Source organism: Trinickia symbiotica, assembly GCF_003028655.1.
GTDB lineage: Bacteria > Pseudomonadota > Gammaproteobacteria > Burkholderiales > Burkholderiaceae > Trinickia > Trinickia symbiotica_A.
The window spans coordinates 105,911-119,462 of record NZ_PYUC01000004.1 but is presented as its reverse complement, the minus strand read 5'-3'; the positions used below and the strand labels follow the sequence as shown (position 1 = coordinate 119,462).

General features: G+C 64.5%; 10 protein-coding genes. 5 read left to right on the top strand and 5 right to left on the bottom strand.

The genetic code is table 11. From position 1 onward, the window contains the following. Positions 1–200 precede the first annotated feature (200 nt). The 3 genes from C9I57_RS08985 to C9I57_RS08975 all read left to right on the top strand — a co-directional run bounded on the left by C9I57_RS08985 (position 201) and on the right by C9I57_RS08975 (position 3,831). Positions 201–1,607 (top strand): MFS transporter, encoded by a 1,407-nt coding sequence (locus tag C9I57_RS08985; RefSeq protein ID WP_107150289.1) that lies wholly within the window; start codon positions 201–203, stop codon positions 1,605–1,607. Between the two features lie 176 nt (positions 1,608–1,783). After that, positions 1,784–3,172 (top strand): adenylosuccinate lyase, encoded by a 1,389-nt coding sequence (gene purB / locus C9I57_RS08980; RefSeq protein ID WP_107150288.1) that lies wholly within the window; start codon positions 1,784–1,786, stop codon positions 3,170–3,172. 194 nt (positions 3,173–3,366) lie between these two features. Beyond that, a complete protein-coding gene (locus C9I57_RS08975) occupies positions 3,367–3,831 on the top strand; it encodes a CHRD domain-containing protein (RefSeq protein WP_107150287.1) in 465 nt (154 codons plus the stop codon). A gap of 15 nt (positions 3,832–3,846) precedes the next feature. On the opposite strand, the gene C9I57_RS08970 is transcribed toward C9I57_RS08975, so the two are convergent. After that, positions 3,847–4,539, bottom strand: a complete 693-nt coding sequence (locus tag C9I57_RS08970) for a cytochrome b/b6 domain-containing protein (protein WP_107150286.1) — start codon at positions 4,537–4,539, stop codon at positions 3,847–3,849. A gap of 474 nt (positions 4,540–5,013) precedes the next feature. Between C9I57_RS08970 and C9I57_RS08965 the strand changes: the two genes are divergently transcribed. Continuing rightward, positions 5,014–5,808 carry a substrate-binding periplasmic protein gene (locus C9I57_RS08965; RefSeq protein ID WP_107150285.1) on the top strand — a complete coding sequence of 265 codons (795 nt, stop codon included), beginning with the start codon at positions 5,014–5,016 and terminating at the stop codon, positions 5,806–5,808. After that, positions 5,805–8,513, top strand: coding sequence for a bifunctional diguanylate cyclase/phosphodiesterase (locus C9I57_RS08960; protein WP_107150284.1), 2,709 nt, complete (start codon positions 5,805–5,807; stop codon positions 8,511–8,513). Before C9I57_RS08965 ends, C9I57_RS08960 begins: the two co-directional genes overlap by 4 nt. 45 nt (positions 8,514–8,558) lie before the next feature. Here the strand turns inward: C9I57_RS08960 and C9I57_RS08955 are convergent, their stop codons facing one another. From C9I57_RS08955 to edd, 4 genes are all read right to left on the bottom strand, one after another. Beyond that, positions 8,559–9,071 carry a gluconokinase gene (locus C9I57_RS08955; RefSeq protein WP_107150283.1) on the bottom strand — a complete coding sequence of 171 codons (513 nt, stop codon included), beginning with the start codon at positions 9,069–9,071 and terminating at the stop codon, positions 8,559–8,561. 19 nt (positions 9,072–9,090) lie between these two features. Then, a complete protein-coding gene (locus tag C9I57_RS08950) occupies positions 9,091–10,512 on the bottom strand; it encodes a GntT/GntP/DsdX family permease (RefSeq protein ID WP_107150282.1) in 1,422 nt (473 codons plus the stop codon). A gap of 303 nt (positions 10,513–10,815) precedes the next feature. Next, on the bottom strand, positions 10,816–11,451 hold the full coding sequence (gene eda, locus C9I57_RS08945; RefSeq protein ID WP_107150281.1) for a bifunctional 4-hydroxy-2-oxoglutarate aldolase/2-dehydro-3-deoxy-phosphogluconate aldolase: 636 nt from the start codon (positions 11,449–11,451) through the stop codon (positions 10,816–10,818). A 17-nt stretch (positions 11,452–11,468) separates the two neighbouring features. Next, positions 11,469–13,334: a phosphogluconate dehydratase gene (edd, locus tag C9I57_RS08940; protein WP_107150280.1), complete on the bottom strand. Its 1,866-nt coding sequence runs from the start codon at positions 13,332–13,334 to the stop codon at positions 11,469–11,471. Positions 13,335–13,552: the final 218 nt, after the last annotated feature.

Sequence of the window (13,552 nt, the reverse complement as noted above, 5' to 3'; positions counted from 1 at the left end):
CGCCGCCCCCGACAAGCGGCCTGCAATGCCGGATCCGGCTTTCATCTGACTGACACCTCCCCCGCCAAAACTAACAGCCGATGGCCTAGAAGCCCCGCGCGCCGGACGATGGCATGGCCCTTGCGTTTCGATGCGGCCGCGCTGCATTGCAAAAAGACAAAGTGCGCGTTTCACCTTCGATCACCCGACGTGAGGATGTCATGAAGAACTTGCAACACGCGCTACGGAGCGGCAACTGGCGTTCGCTTCTCGCCTGCTTTCTCTATTTCGATACGGGCTTCACGGTCTGGGTCCTCTACGGCCCGCTTGCGCCGTTCATCGGCAAGGACGTGGCGATGTCGGCCGCGCAGCAAGGCTTTCTCGTCGCCGTGCCCGTGCTCGCGGCCGCCATTCTGCGCGTCGCGCTCGGTAATCTCTATCAGTCGGCCGATGGACGGCGCGTCGCGTTGATCGGCGTGCTGCTGTCGGCGCTGCCGACCATCGTCCTGCCATTCTGGCCCGCGACGCCGTCGTACTCCCTGCTGCTCGTGCTCGGCGTGTTTCTCGGGGTCGGCGGCGCGAGCTTCGCCGTGGCGCTGCCGATGGCGGGCAGCAGCTATCCGCCGAAGGTGCAGGGCCTGGTGCTGGGGCTTGCCGCGGCCGGCAACATCGGCGCCGTGCTCGACGGCTTCCTCTTTCCGCATGTCGCCGCCGCGCTCGGCTGGCAATTCGCGACGGCCGCGGCACTGCCGCTTCTGGCGATCGCCGGCCTCGCCCTCTTCGCCTGGGCCGACGATCGCGGCGAAAAGTCAGGGAGCCTGCCGCGCGCGGCGGCGAGCTTCGCGGCGGTGCTCGCCGGGCTCGTGGCGCTGGTGCTCGCGGTCAAGGCCGGCGTCTTCGGCTCGGGCAAAACCGGCGTATTGCTCTTGCCCGTGCTCGGCGCGGCCGGCGCCATCGCGCTCTTGCCCGCCCGCTATCGGGCTGTCCTCGCCGAGCGCGACACCTGGGTCATGATGCTCATCTACAGCATCACCTTCGGCGGGTTCGTCGGCATGTCCTCGTATGTCACGCTGCTGCTCACGAACCTCTATCAGATGCCGAAGCTCGAAGCCGGCCTCTTCATGTCGCTGCTCGCGTTTCTCGGCGCGATCGTGCGCCCGATGGGCGGCTACGTCGCCGACCGCGTGACGGGCGTGCGTGCGCTGATGCTGCTGCTCGCCGTCATCTCCATCGCCGATTTCGCGTTCGCCGCGTGGATGCCCCCGCTCGGCGGCGGCATCGCGCTGCTCGTGCTCCTCTACATCGCATTCGGGCTCGGCAACGGCTCGACGTTCCAGCTCGTGCCGCATCGCTGGAAGGGCAAGACGGGTCTGCTTTCGGGCGTCGTCGGGGCGGCGGGCGGCATTGGCGGGTTCTACCTTCCCGTCGTAATGGGCATCGCAAAGGAAAGCACGGGCAGCTACCAGATGGGCTTCGCGACGTTCGGCGCGCTCGCCGCCTGCGCTTGCGGCGCCCTCGTCGCGCTGCGCGGGCAATGGCTCGTCTGGGCCGCGCCGGCCGCCACCGCGGCCAATGCGTCGATGCCTGCGAGCGCCGGCATCGGTCAAACGGCTTCGGCAGGGAAGTGACACGCGAGCGAGCGCCGCGGCGCTCTCGCCGCGACAACGAATGTCCGGTCTGACGGCTGGCCCCGCTCGCTTAGCAGGGCGCGGCCAGCCTGGGCGGCTGGCGGCTCGAAGGTGGTAAAATTCGCGGTTCCCTTCCGCTTCCGAACGGGCGCATTCGGGCGCCCGACCGCCTCATCATGTCCGATACCCGCGCCGATACCCTTTTCACGCTCACCGCCCTCTCCCCGCTCGACGGCCGCTATGCGGCCAAAACCGAAGCACTGCGCGACTGGCTTTCTGAAGCCGCGTTCATGCGTCATCGCGTGACGGTCGAAGTTCATTGGCTCATCGCGCTCTCGCAGGCCGGCTTCGCCGAGGTCCCCAGGTTCTCGGGGGAATCGGAACGGTTTCTGCTCGAGCTCGTCGAGCGCTTTTCCGCGCATGACGCCGCGCGCATCAAGGAAATCGAGCGCGTGACGAACCACGACGTGAAGGCCGTCGAGTACTGGCTCAAGGAATCGGTGAAGGGCCAGCCCGAGCTCGAGCGCGCGAGCGAGTTCATCCATTTCGCCTGCACGTCCGAGGATATCAACAACACCTCGCACGGTCTCATGCTGGCCGGCGCGCGCGAGCATGTCATTCTGCCCGCGCTGCGCTCCGTCCATGCGCGGCTCGTCGCACTCGCGCGCACGCACGCCGAGCAGCCGATGCTCTCGCGCACGCATGGCCAGCCGGCGAGCCCGACGACGCTCGGCAAGGAAATCGCGAACGTCGCCGCGCGCCTCGCGCGCGCGATCGAGCGCATCGCCGCCGTGCAAATTCTCGGCAAGATGAACGGCGCCGTCGGCAACTATAACGCCCATCTGTCCGCCTACCCCGACTTCGATTGGGAGGCGTTCTCGCGCAACGTCGTCGAAAACCGCCTGAAGCTGGCGTTCAACCCCTACACGATTCAGATCGAGCCGCACGATTACATGGCGGAGCTCTTCGACGCCGTCGCACGGGCGAACACGATCCTGCTCGATCTCGACCGCGACGTCTGGGGCTACATCTCGCTCGGGTATTTCAAGCAAAAGACGAAAGCTGGCGAGATCGGCTCGTCGACGATGCCGCACAAGGTCAACCCGATCGATTTCGAGAACTCCGAAGGCAACCTCGGGCTCGCGAACGCGACGCTGCGCCATCTCGCCGACAAGCTCCCCGTCTCGCGCTGGCAGCGCGACCTCACCGATTCGACGGTCCTGCGCAACATGGGCGTAGCGCTCGGCTACTCGCTGCTCGCCTACGACGCGCTGATCCGCGGGCTCGACAAGCTGGAGGTCAACCCGCAGCGTCTCGACGAGGATCTCGACGGATGTTGGGAGGTACTCGCCGAGCCCGTGCAAACGGTCATGCGGCGCTATGGCATCGAAAACCCTTACGAGCAACTGAAGGAACTCACGCGCGGCAAGGGCATTACGCGCGAAGCCCTGCGGCAGTTCATCACGACGCTTGCGATTCCCGACGATGCGAAGGCGCGCCTGCTGGCGATGACGCCCGGGTCCTACATCGGCAAGGCCGTCGAGCTCGCCAAGCGAATCGGCTAACGGGCTCGGCTCAGCCCGCTGTGGCTTGGCGGGCAGATCCGAGCGGCTCGGCTTACAATGCCTTCGCGGCCGGAGGGAGCACAAAGCCGCTATTCACCGCGTCCGAAGAAGAACCTGGCTTCAATGCCGATCCTCGTTCGACGACATCGGATCATCGTCTCTCGACTGAGGATTCCCGATAGGAGTGATGGCAGATGAGCATTTCCAGATTGCGGCGAGCCGCCGTGACGCTTGCCGGTATCGCTTGCGCGAGCGCGGCAGTCGTCGCGCAGGCCGCGCCCATGTCTTTTTCCGTGCCGCTCAACGGTTCGGAGCAGGTGCCCCCGGTACAGACGAAGGCAACGGGTGACGCGAAGCTGACCTACGATCCCGATACGCGAGTCGTGACGTGGAACATTACGACCCACGACCTCTCGGGCCCCGCGACCATGGCGCACTTCCACGGCCCGGCGACGGAAGGGAAGAATGCGCCCCCCGTCGTATGGCTTTCGAAGAAGGGCTCGACGAGCACGCCGATCACGGGCCCCATCGAGGGCAAGGCGACGTTGTCCGACGAACAAGCCAAGGAGTTCATGGCAGGTGAGCTCTATATCAACGTGCACACGAAGGAGCATCCGGACGGCGAGATTCGCGGTCAAGTGATGCCGCCCAAGCAATAACGCTCGCAGTAAGCTTCAGAAATACTTCGCGAGTACGGCTGCCGCGACACTCGCGGCAGCGAACAGGAGCAACGCGAGCCCCATCGATCCCAACCGGGGCTCGCACGCTTCCATTGGCATCGATTTGCGGCCGCTCAGCATCGGCCACAGCAAGTTGTGCCCCTTCGCCGCGGCATAGACGGCAATAGCCAGCAGATGCATCGCCACGGCGGCAACGAGCGCGTCCCACAACCACGTGTGTAAATCGGTGATCGCATTGGCGATCCACGCCGGCACCCATGGCGTGAATGGCCCCTCGTCGGCCACATCGTTGTTCGTGTAAAGGCCTGTCAACGTCTCGCCAAGCAGCAAGGCGAGCAACAGCACGACCATCCAGCCGCCTGCCGGGTTATGCCCGATCTGCAGATCGGGCTCGCGCCGTAACATTCGCCGCAAGTGATGCAGGGCCGCGGCGGGCGACGCGAGAAAACGGCGAAACCTTGCCGTCTCGCTGCCGAAGCAGCCCCAAAGGATGCGAAACAGCACCAGCGCAAGCACCGCTTCACCGATCCAGGCGTGCCAATCCATCCAGTTGAGCCGTTCGGTCACATAGGCGGCCGCGACGAGCACGACGATGAGCCAATGAAAGAGCCGCGTCGGCACGTCCCAGACGAGGACGGGCCGCGTATTCGCTCCTAGCGCTGCCGAATCGACATGTTTATTGTCCATGGTCGCGGTGTCCTAAGCAGGGACACGGCAAATGGTATCCCCAAACGTCGTCTTCCCTCGCGGCGTCCGAATGTCGGCAGGCGTCGCACTGCCAGAGTGCTTGCGCGTAATAGCATCGAACGTTTGTACACCGTTAAACGGGAGTTGATATGCCGAAGGGCAAACCATTGACTGACAAGCGCCGAGAAGTGCGCGAGCTGACCGCAACGGATATGCGTCGCTTTGGAAAGTGCGACGAAGTATTAGGCACTTCGCTCCGAGCGAAAATCGGCTTGCGCGGCCGACGATACGGTCGTAGCAACCCTCAAGATCCGTCATCACAAGCCGATATTGTGTCTGGAGCTATTTCGGGCGATGCTTCGCGGTAGCGAGGACGCGACCGAATGAAGCAACGATTGCACGTGCAGTCATCAAACGTCGCCGACAGCCAAGAAGAAACCCTGGACAAGTCAACCTTTCTACGCTGGAGACCTCGTGATTCGACAAGCACTCGTCGCCCTGCTTCTCGTGCTGGGCAGCCTCGGCAACGCGCTCGCAGCCGGCCCGGACTGCTCCAGGCCTTTCACGCTCGCGCTGCATGATCACGGCCTGCTCTATTCGCTCGATACCGACACAGGCATCGATAAGGATTTCGCCGAAGAACTGACCCGCCGCAGCGGTTGCCAGATCCGGGTCAGCCTCATGTCGCGCGCGCGGATCTGGAATCTGATCGAATCGGGTGCGCTCGATTTCAGTCTCTCGGGCATCGCCAACGAAGAGCGTGTCCGTTACGCCGACTTCGCCTGGTACTTCAGCAACAAGTACTACCTGCTGGTGCGCAAGGACGCGGGCATCCGACAATTGTCGGACTTCGAGCACAACGATCAATTCCGGCTCGGCGTCATTCGGAGTTTCCGCTACAGCGAGTCGGCGAACCGACTTGTCGACTCGCTGGCCGCCGCCAACCGGGTCAGCCAGGCAGGCGGTCTCGAGCCGCTCTACGACGCGCTCGTCCTCGATCATATTCAAGGCATGATCATCGAGCCGTTCGATTACCCAGCAATCGACGATAAGAAGATCCGCGACATCACGACGATCGTCGAATTCAACGATCCGTCGGTGCCGCACGGTCTCATCATGTCGAGGAAGGCATTGCCTCCCGAGGAGCGCGAGAAGTGGCGCGCGCTCGTCAACGACATGCGAGCGGACGGCACGGTTCGCCGCATCTTCGAAAAGTATTTCAAACGCGACCTGGCCGATGCCATGGTCGACTTCAAGTCCCCGCCGTGATCCGGGCACGCCTCGTTCTCCTACCCCTCGTGATCCTGCTGGCCGGCCTCGGCATCACGTGGGCCGTGTGGAACCATGAGCGCCAGGCGTCCCGCCATGAACTGCTTGCTCAGTTCAACTTCGAGCTCGGCGACGCGGTCGGCCGCATCGAGCAACGGATGGCCGCTTACGAGCAGTTGCTGCGCGGCGTCCAGGCGCTCTTTGTCGCCACCGGGACGATGGATCGGGCGCGGTTCCACGACTACGTGAACTCGGTCAGCTCGGATGCGAACTTCTCCGGCATCCAAGCGCTCGGGCTGGTGCAATGGGTCCCCGCGGCCGGCAAGGCCGCCCACATAGCAATGATGCGCGACACCGTCGACCGCGAATACACGATCGTTCCGGCCGGCACGCGCGAAAGCTACGCGCCGATCGTGCAGCGCGAGCCGCCGACGGACCGACGGCGCAGAGTGCTCGGCTTCGACGCATGGGCGATTTCCGCGCGGCGGCTCGCCCTGGAGAAGTCGCGCGATTCGAGTCTTGCGGTCGTGTCCGGCAAAGTGCAGCTCGCCGTCGATTCGGGCGACGAGACGCAGCCGGGCTTCGTGATCTACCTCCCGGTGTATGCCCAGGGCGTGCCGCTCGATACCATCGAGCAGCGCCGAGCCGGCCTCATCGGGTGGGTCTATGCGTCGTTCCGGATGCGCGACGTCATCGCCAGCCTCTACGGCCAGCTTTCCCCCGGCCTCTCGCTCACCATCTACGACGGTGTCGAGCCGACCGACGCGTCGCTGCTCTATCGCTCGCCGAACACCAACAAGCGACCGCTGGCCCAGGGCCTTTCGTCGAACGAGTACCTCGTCGTGGGCGGACACGAATGGGTGCTCTCGATGGTTGCGCTCGACGGCTTCCAGGACCGGTTCGAACGCGATTCGCAGGCGCTGATTCTCGTCACGGGCACGGGCCTGAGCTTCCTGCTCGCGCTGCTGGCGTGGGTGATGGGAACGGGCCGCAACCGAGCCATGAGGCTCGCTTCGGCCATGACGAAGGAGCTGCGCATCTCCGCGGTTGCGTTCGAGTCGATGGAGGGCATGATGGTCACCGACGCGAGCGGCAGGATTTTGCGCGTCAACTCGGCCTTCACCGCGTGCACCGGCTACACGGCCGAAGAACTGGTCGGCAAGATGCCGAGCATCTTGCGGTCCGACCGTCACGACAAGGCCTTCTATCGCGACATGTGGGACACGATCCATCGCACCGGCGGCTGGCAGGGGGAAATCTGGGATCGCCGCAAGAACGGCGAGATCTACCCGAAGTGGCTGACGATCACCGCGGTGAGGGGCGACGACGGCAACGTGACGCATTACGTCGGCACGCACAACGACATCACCGAGCGCAAAATCGCCGAGGAGCGCATCAAGGAGCTCGCCTTCTTCGACGCGCTCACGCGATTGCCGAATCGCCGGCTGCTATGGGACCGCCTGCGGCAAGCGATCGCCGTGAGCGCCCAGAACGAAACCTGCGGCGGCCTGCTTTTCATCGACCTCGACAACTTCAAGACGCTCAACGACACGCTCGGTCACGACAAGGGCGACATGCTGCTGCAGCAGACGGCGCAGCGTCTTCTGGCCTGTGTCCGCGAAGGCGATACGGTCGCGCGCGTGGGCGGCGACGAGTTCGTGCTGGTGGTCGGCAGCTTGAGCGCGAACGAACAGGACGCGGCGGGCCAGATCGAGGCGATCGGCGAAAAGATACTTGCGATGCTCGGCAAACCCTATCAGCTCGAGGGCGCCGATCATCGCAGCACGGCAAGCATCGGCGCCACGATGTTTCGGGGGCACCAGGCCACCATTGAGGAACTGCTCAAGCAGGCCGATCTCGCGATGTATAAGTCGAAAGAGCGCGGCCGCAACGCGATGTGCTTTTTCGATCCGACGATGCAAACGGTCGTCGTCGAGCGCGTAGCGATGGAGGCCGCGCTGCGCCGCGGCATCGACGAAGCGCAGTTCCTGCTCCACTATCAGGCACAGGTCGGCGCCGGCAATCGCGTGACGGGAGCCGAGGCGCTCGTGCGCTGGCAGCATCCCGAACGGGGCATCGTGGCGCCGGCCGAGTTCATCGCGCTCGCGGAAGAATCGGGGCTGGTCCTACCGCTAGGCTACAAGGTGCTCGAAGACGCCTGCGCAAGGCTCGCGCGGTGGTCGGGCGAGCCGGGACTCGCCCATCTCACGCTCGCCGTCAATGTCAGCGCGCAGCAGTTCCGTCAGCCAGGCTTCGTCGGCGACGTCCTTTCGATCATCGGGCGCACCGGAGCCGATCCGAACCGGCTCAAGCTCGAGCTGACCGAAAGCGTGGTGGTGGACAACGTGCAGGACATCATCAACAAGATGGCCGCGCTGAAAGCCGTCGGCGTATCTTTCTCGCTCGACGATTTCGGCATCGGCTACTCGTCGCTTTCGTATCTGAAGCAGTTGCCGCTCGACGAGCTCAAGATCGATCGCTCCTTCGTGCGCGACATCCTCATCGATCCCAACGATGCCGTCATCGCCAGGACCATCGTGGCGCTCGCTCAGAGCCTCGGCCTCGACGTGATTGCCGAGGGCGTGGAGAACGAAGCGCAGCGAGACTTCCTCGAGCGCGCGGGATGCCATGCATGGCAAGGCTACTTCTTCTGCCGTCCGGTGCCCGTCGCTGAGTTCGAGGCGTTCGCGAGTCGAAACGGATAGTGCGCATGCCTATCGAATCCGAGCCCGCGCACACGCACACGCCGATCAGCGTTGCCGCTCCCGCGCGATCCGCGCGACGACCTCGTCGACGATCGCCTCGGGCGTGAGCTCGATGCTAATCGTCATCGCCTCGTCCTCGCCGGGCTCCTCGAGCGTGTCGAGCTGGCTGCGCAGCAGCGAGGGATCGAAAAAATGCCCCGTGCGCGAGCCAAGCCGCTCGCGCAGCACCTCGAACGACCCCTTCAAATAAACGAAACAGACATCGGCGTCCGTCGGCGCGCCGCCGCGCAGCACGTCGCGATAAACGCGCTTGAGCGACGAGCAGCCGAACACCGCCGTCTCGCCCGCGCGCACCTTCGCTTCGATCCCTGCGCGAATCGCCGCCAGCCATGGCCAGCGGTCGTCGTCGGTCAACGGAATGCCGTGCGCCATTTTTTCTTTGTTCGCGGCGCTATGGTAGGCATCGCCATCGGTGAAGCTGCACGACAGGCGTTCGGCCAGCAGCTCGCCAACCCTCGTCTTGCCCGCACCCGATACGCCCATCACGATAAAAATCATCTTTCCTCCAGTGACTTCCTCAAAGCACCGCCGCCAGCGCAAACGTCAATCCGAGGCCGAGCAGCGAGATGATCGTCTCGCAAAGCGACCAGGTCTTGAACGTTTGACCGACCGTCATTCCGAAATATTCTTTGATCAGCCAGAAGCCGCCGTCGTTCACGTGCGAGAAGATCAACGAGCCGGAGCCCGTTGCGAGCACGAGCAATTCGGGCCGTACATGAATCGTGGCCGCCGACGCGATCGGCGCGACGATGCCGCAGGCTGTCGTCATCGCGACCGTTGCCGACCCCGTCGCAAGGCGAATCAGGGCCGCAACGAACCAGCCGAACAGCAACGGCGAAAGCTGCGCATGCGTGGCGACCGCGACGATTTGCTGGGAAATCCCGCTGTCGCGCAACACGCCGCCGAAGCCGCCGCCTGCGCCCACAATCAGGGTAATGCCGGCGATCGGCGCGAGGCAGTCCCCGCAGAACTTCTGGATCTGCTCGCGCGTAAAGCCGCGTTGCGCACCGAACGTCCAGAAGCTCACGAGCACGGCGATCAGCAACGCGACGTCGGCGTTGCCGATGAAACGAAGCAGATTATTCGGAACGGACTTCGGCGCGAAAAAGAGATCGGCCCAGCTACCGACCAGCATCAGCAGCACCGGCAACAGGATCGTGAAGAGCGTGATGCCGAAGCTCGGCAGTTCGCGGCGGACAGCGCCGGGATTCCCGCCCGACGCGAGCTGCGCGCCCACCGCACCGCCCGGGTTGCCGCGATCGTTGCCGTTGCCCTGGACGAACTGCTCGGCGAGCGGATTCACGGCGGGCAGCTTGATTTGTCGGTACACGAGCAGTGCGAAGATCGGCCCAGCGACGAGCGCCGTCGGCACGCCCACGATGATCCCGTACGCCACCGTCTTGCCGATGTCGGCGCCGTACGCCTGCACGGCCAGCAGCGCGGCCGGGTGCGGCGGAATGAGGCCGTGCACGACGGAGAGGCCGGCCACCATCGGCAGACCGATCAGGAGCAGCGACTTGCCCGTGCGCTTCGCGACGTTGAAAGCGATCGGAATCAGCAGCACGAAGCCGACTTCGAAGAAGACGGGCAAACCGACGATGACGGCAACGAACATCATCGCCCAGTGAATGTTCTTCTCGCCGAACCAGTCGATCAGCGTGGTCGCAATGCGCTCCGCGCCGCCCGATTCAGCCATCATCTTGCCGAGCATCGTCCCGAGCCCGACGACGATTGCAATATGACCGAGCGTCCCGCCGTTGCCGTTCTCAAACGACTTCACGATCTTGTCCATCGGCATACCGGCCGCCATGCCGAGCCCAAGCGAGACGAGAATCAAGACCAGGAACGGGTACAGCTTGTAGCGCGTGATCAGCAGAATCAGAAGGGCGATGGCGATCACCGCGTAGAGAAGCAATAGGCCGCCTTGGACCGATTCCATGAAACACCTCCTTGGTGTGGATATCCATTCGACTTGTTGTACGACCGGCGCAGAGCATGGCCGAAATCGGGTACCGCGCCGACGCTGCATTGTAGGCGGGCTCGGCATTCATGGATAGAACCGGTTCCATCGAGGAAAACCCTCGACATCAGCACTGTTTGATGGGAGCGATGCGAGAGCCGACGGTGAGTTCGACCAGCGCTATCGAGCGCGTGCCTGTGCGCCGCCGGGCGCACCGCGAATGCGATGCGCCTCGTGTTTTACTTTATTTGCGCGAGGACTTGCTATGAAGTGGTGCGCGAATCAGTGCTGGTGCGCGGCAAGCTCCGAAGCGCCGCGTGCGAGACGCGTGACCTCGTCCCAGTTCTGCGCCGCCAGGGCGGCCTTGGGGGTGAGCCACGAACCGCCGACGCAAACGACGTTCGGCAACGCCAGGAACGTCGGCGCCGTTTCAGCCGTGATGCCGCCGGTCGGGCAGAATTTCAGCATCGGGAACGGCCCGTGGAATGCCTGCAGCATCGCAACGCCGCCAGCCTGTTGCGCGGGGAAGAACTTGACGATCTCATAGCCGAGCTCGAGCGCGACGAGAATGTCCGTCGGCGTCATGACGCCGGGTAGCAGCGGCAGCCCTGCGTCCTCGGCCGCCTTGTGCATGTCTTTCGTGAGACCGGGCGACACGCCGAACCGCGCGCCTGCTTTTTTCGCGAGCGCGCAGTGCTCGGGTTTGGTGATCGTGCCGACGCCGACGACGATATCGGGCGCGAGCTGGCTCGCCCGCTCGATCGCCTGCAAACCGGCCGGCGTGCGCAGCGTGATTTCGAGCACCTTGACGCCGCCTGCGTGGAGCGCGCGCGATACGTGCTCCCCCTGCTCGACCGAATCGAACGCGAGCACCGGAATGACCGGGCCCAAGCGGACGATGTCTCCGATCTTGTTCATAGAGGACTCCTCCTTGTTTAGCGCGTCGCGTGAACGCTTGGTTCGACCGTCTCGCCAACGAGCGGCCCGAACACCGAGGCGCCCATCTCCGCCGGCATCGCAGCGGCGCGGAAGACGCCGAACAACTCGCGCCCGAAGCCGACCTCGTTCTCGGCCTGATGCTTCGGTGTTTCGACTTCGCGCGCGGCCCATGTCGCTGCGTCGATCTCGACGTCGAGCACGCCGCGCTCGGCATCGATGACGACCGTGTCGCCCGTGCGCAGCTTGCCGATGGGGCCGCCCTGTATCGCCTCCGGCGACACGTGAATGACGGCCGGCACCTTGCCTGACGCGCCGGACATGCGCCCGTCGGTGACGAGCGCGACCCTGAACCCTTGATCCTGCAGCACGCCGAGCAGCGGCGTCAGACGATGCAGCTCGGGCATGCCGTTGGCTCGGGCGCCCTGGAAGCGGACGACGGCGACGAAATCGCGCTTGAGCTCGCCGTTGTCGAACGCTTCCTGCACAGCTTCTTGCGAATCGAAGACGATGGCCGGGGCACGCACCGCGCGATGCTCGCGCGCGACGGCCGAAATCTTGATGACGCCTCGACCGAGCTTGCCTTGCATGAGTCGCAGGCCGCCGTCCGGCTGAAACGGATCGTCGATCGGCCGCAGGACCTTGGTATCGCCGCTCACGTCGACGCCTTGCACCCACGTCAGCGCGCCGTCCACGAGACGCGGCTCCTGCGTATAGCGCGACAAGCCGTTGCCGGCCACCGTCTTCACGTCTTCGTGAAGCAGGCCGCCCTCCAGCAGATTACGGACGAGGAACGCCATGCCGCCCGCCGCATGGTAGTGATTCACGTCGGCCTTGCCGTTCGGATAGATCTTCGCGAGCAGCGGAACGACCGTCGAAAGCTTGTCGAAGTCGTCCCAGTCGATGACGATACCCGCCGCACGTGCGATCGCGACGAGATGCAGCGTATGGTTCGTCGAGCCGCCCGTGGCGAGCAGCGCGACAATGCCGTTCGCGATCGCCTTCTCGTCGATCACGTGGCCGATCGGCGTGTAATTGCCGCGCTCGACGGTGAGATCGAGCACGCGCCGCGCGGCTTCGGCCGTCAACGCATCGCGCAGCGGCGTGTGAGGATGCACGAACGCGGCCCCGGGCAAATGCAGCCCCATGACTTCCATCAGCATCTGGTTGCTGTTCGCGGTGCCGTAGAACGTGCATGTCCCATGCCCATGGTAGGCGGCCGACTCCGCTTCGAGCAACGCATCGCGGCCGACTTGCCCCGTCGCGAACTGCTGGCGGATTTTCGCCTTGTCGTCGTTCGACAGACCGCTCGTCATCGGCCCGGCCGGCACGAAGATCGTCGGCAGATGACCGAACTGCAGCGCGCCGATCAGAAGACCTGGCACGATCTTGTCGCAGATGCCGAGGCAGAGCGCGGCGTCGAACATGTTGTGGGTCAAGGCGACGGCCGTCGCCATCGCGATGACTTCGCGCGAGAAGAGCGACAGCTCCATGCCCGGATTGCCCTGCGTAATGCCGTCGCACATGGCCGGCACACCGCCCGCGAACTGCGCGACGCCGCCGGCCTCGCGCGCGGCGAGCTTGATGATGTCCGGGAAGTCCTTGTAGGGCGCGTGGGCGGAGAGCATCTCGTTGTAGGACGAGACGATTCCGACGTTCGGCACGCGCATGGCCTTGATGGCGAGCTTGTCGTTGCCTTCGAGCCCGGCGAAGCCGTGGGCGAGGTTTGCGCACGAAAGCGTGCCGCGCGCCGGGAACTTTCCCTGGGCCGCGTCGATGCGCGCGAGATACGCCGAGCGCGTCGGCTCGCTGCGCGCGATGATGCGCTCGGTCACTTCGATCAGCGTGGGATGCAGCGAAGCCATGGGGGAACGCTCCTTTGCTTTGAAAAACGGCGAGCACCTCTATCTTGGCTCGCCTTCGATCGCAACGACGCGGTGGCGCTGGCCACCGGACTGAACAGCAAGGCCTACTGAGCGCACGAAGTTTAGTAGAAAAACTACATCACAGCAATGGGCAGCACACCCAATGCCCATCAACGCGCTTTCCTGCTTTGTACGGTGTAAGCGCCTAGCTAAAACAG

Bases quoted from the DNA above. Each gene is read 5' to 3' on its own strand.
- C9I57_RS08985 (WP_107150289.1), top strand. From the start codon at position 201: ATGAAGAACTTGCAACACGCGCTACGGAGCGGCAACTGGCGTTCGCTT.
- purB (WP_107150288.1), top strand. From the start codon at position 1,784: ATGTCCGATACCCGCGCCGATACCCTTTTCACGCTCACCGCCCTCTCC.
- C9I57_RS08975 (WP_107150287.1), top strand. From the start codon at position 3,367: ATGAGCATTTCCAGATTGCGGCGAGCCGCCGTGACGCTTGCCGGTATC.
- C9I57_RS08970 (WP_107150286.1), bottom strand. From the start codon at position 4,539: ATGGACAATAAACATGTCGATTCGGCAGCGCTAGGAGCGAATACGCGG.
- C9I57_RS08955 (WP_107150283.1), bottom strand. From the start codon at position 9,071: ATGATTTTTATCGTGATGGGCGTATCGGGTGCGGGCAAGACGAGGGTT.
- C9I57_RS08950 (WP_107150282.1), bottom strand. From the start codon at position 10,512: ATGGAATCGGTCCAAGGCGGCCTATTGCTTCTCTACGCGGTGATCGCC.
- eda (WP_107150281.1), bottom strand. From the start codon at position 11,451: ATGAACAAGATCGGAGACATCGTCCGCTTGGGCCCGGTCATTCCGGTG.
- edd (WP_107150280.1), bottom strand. From the start codon at position 13,334: ATGGCTTCGCTGCATCCCACGCTGATCGAAGTGACCGAGCGCATCATC.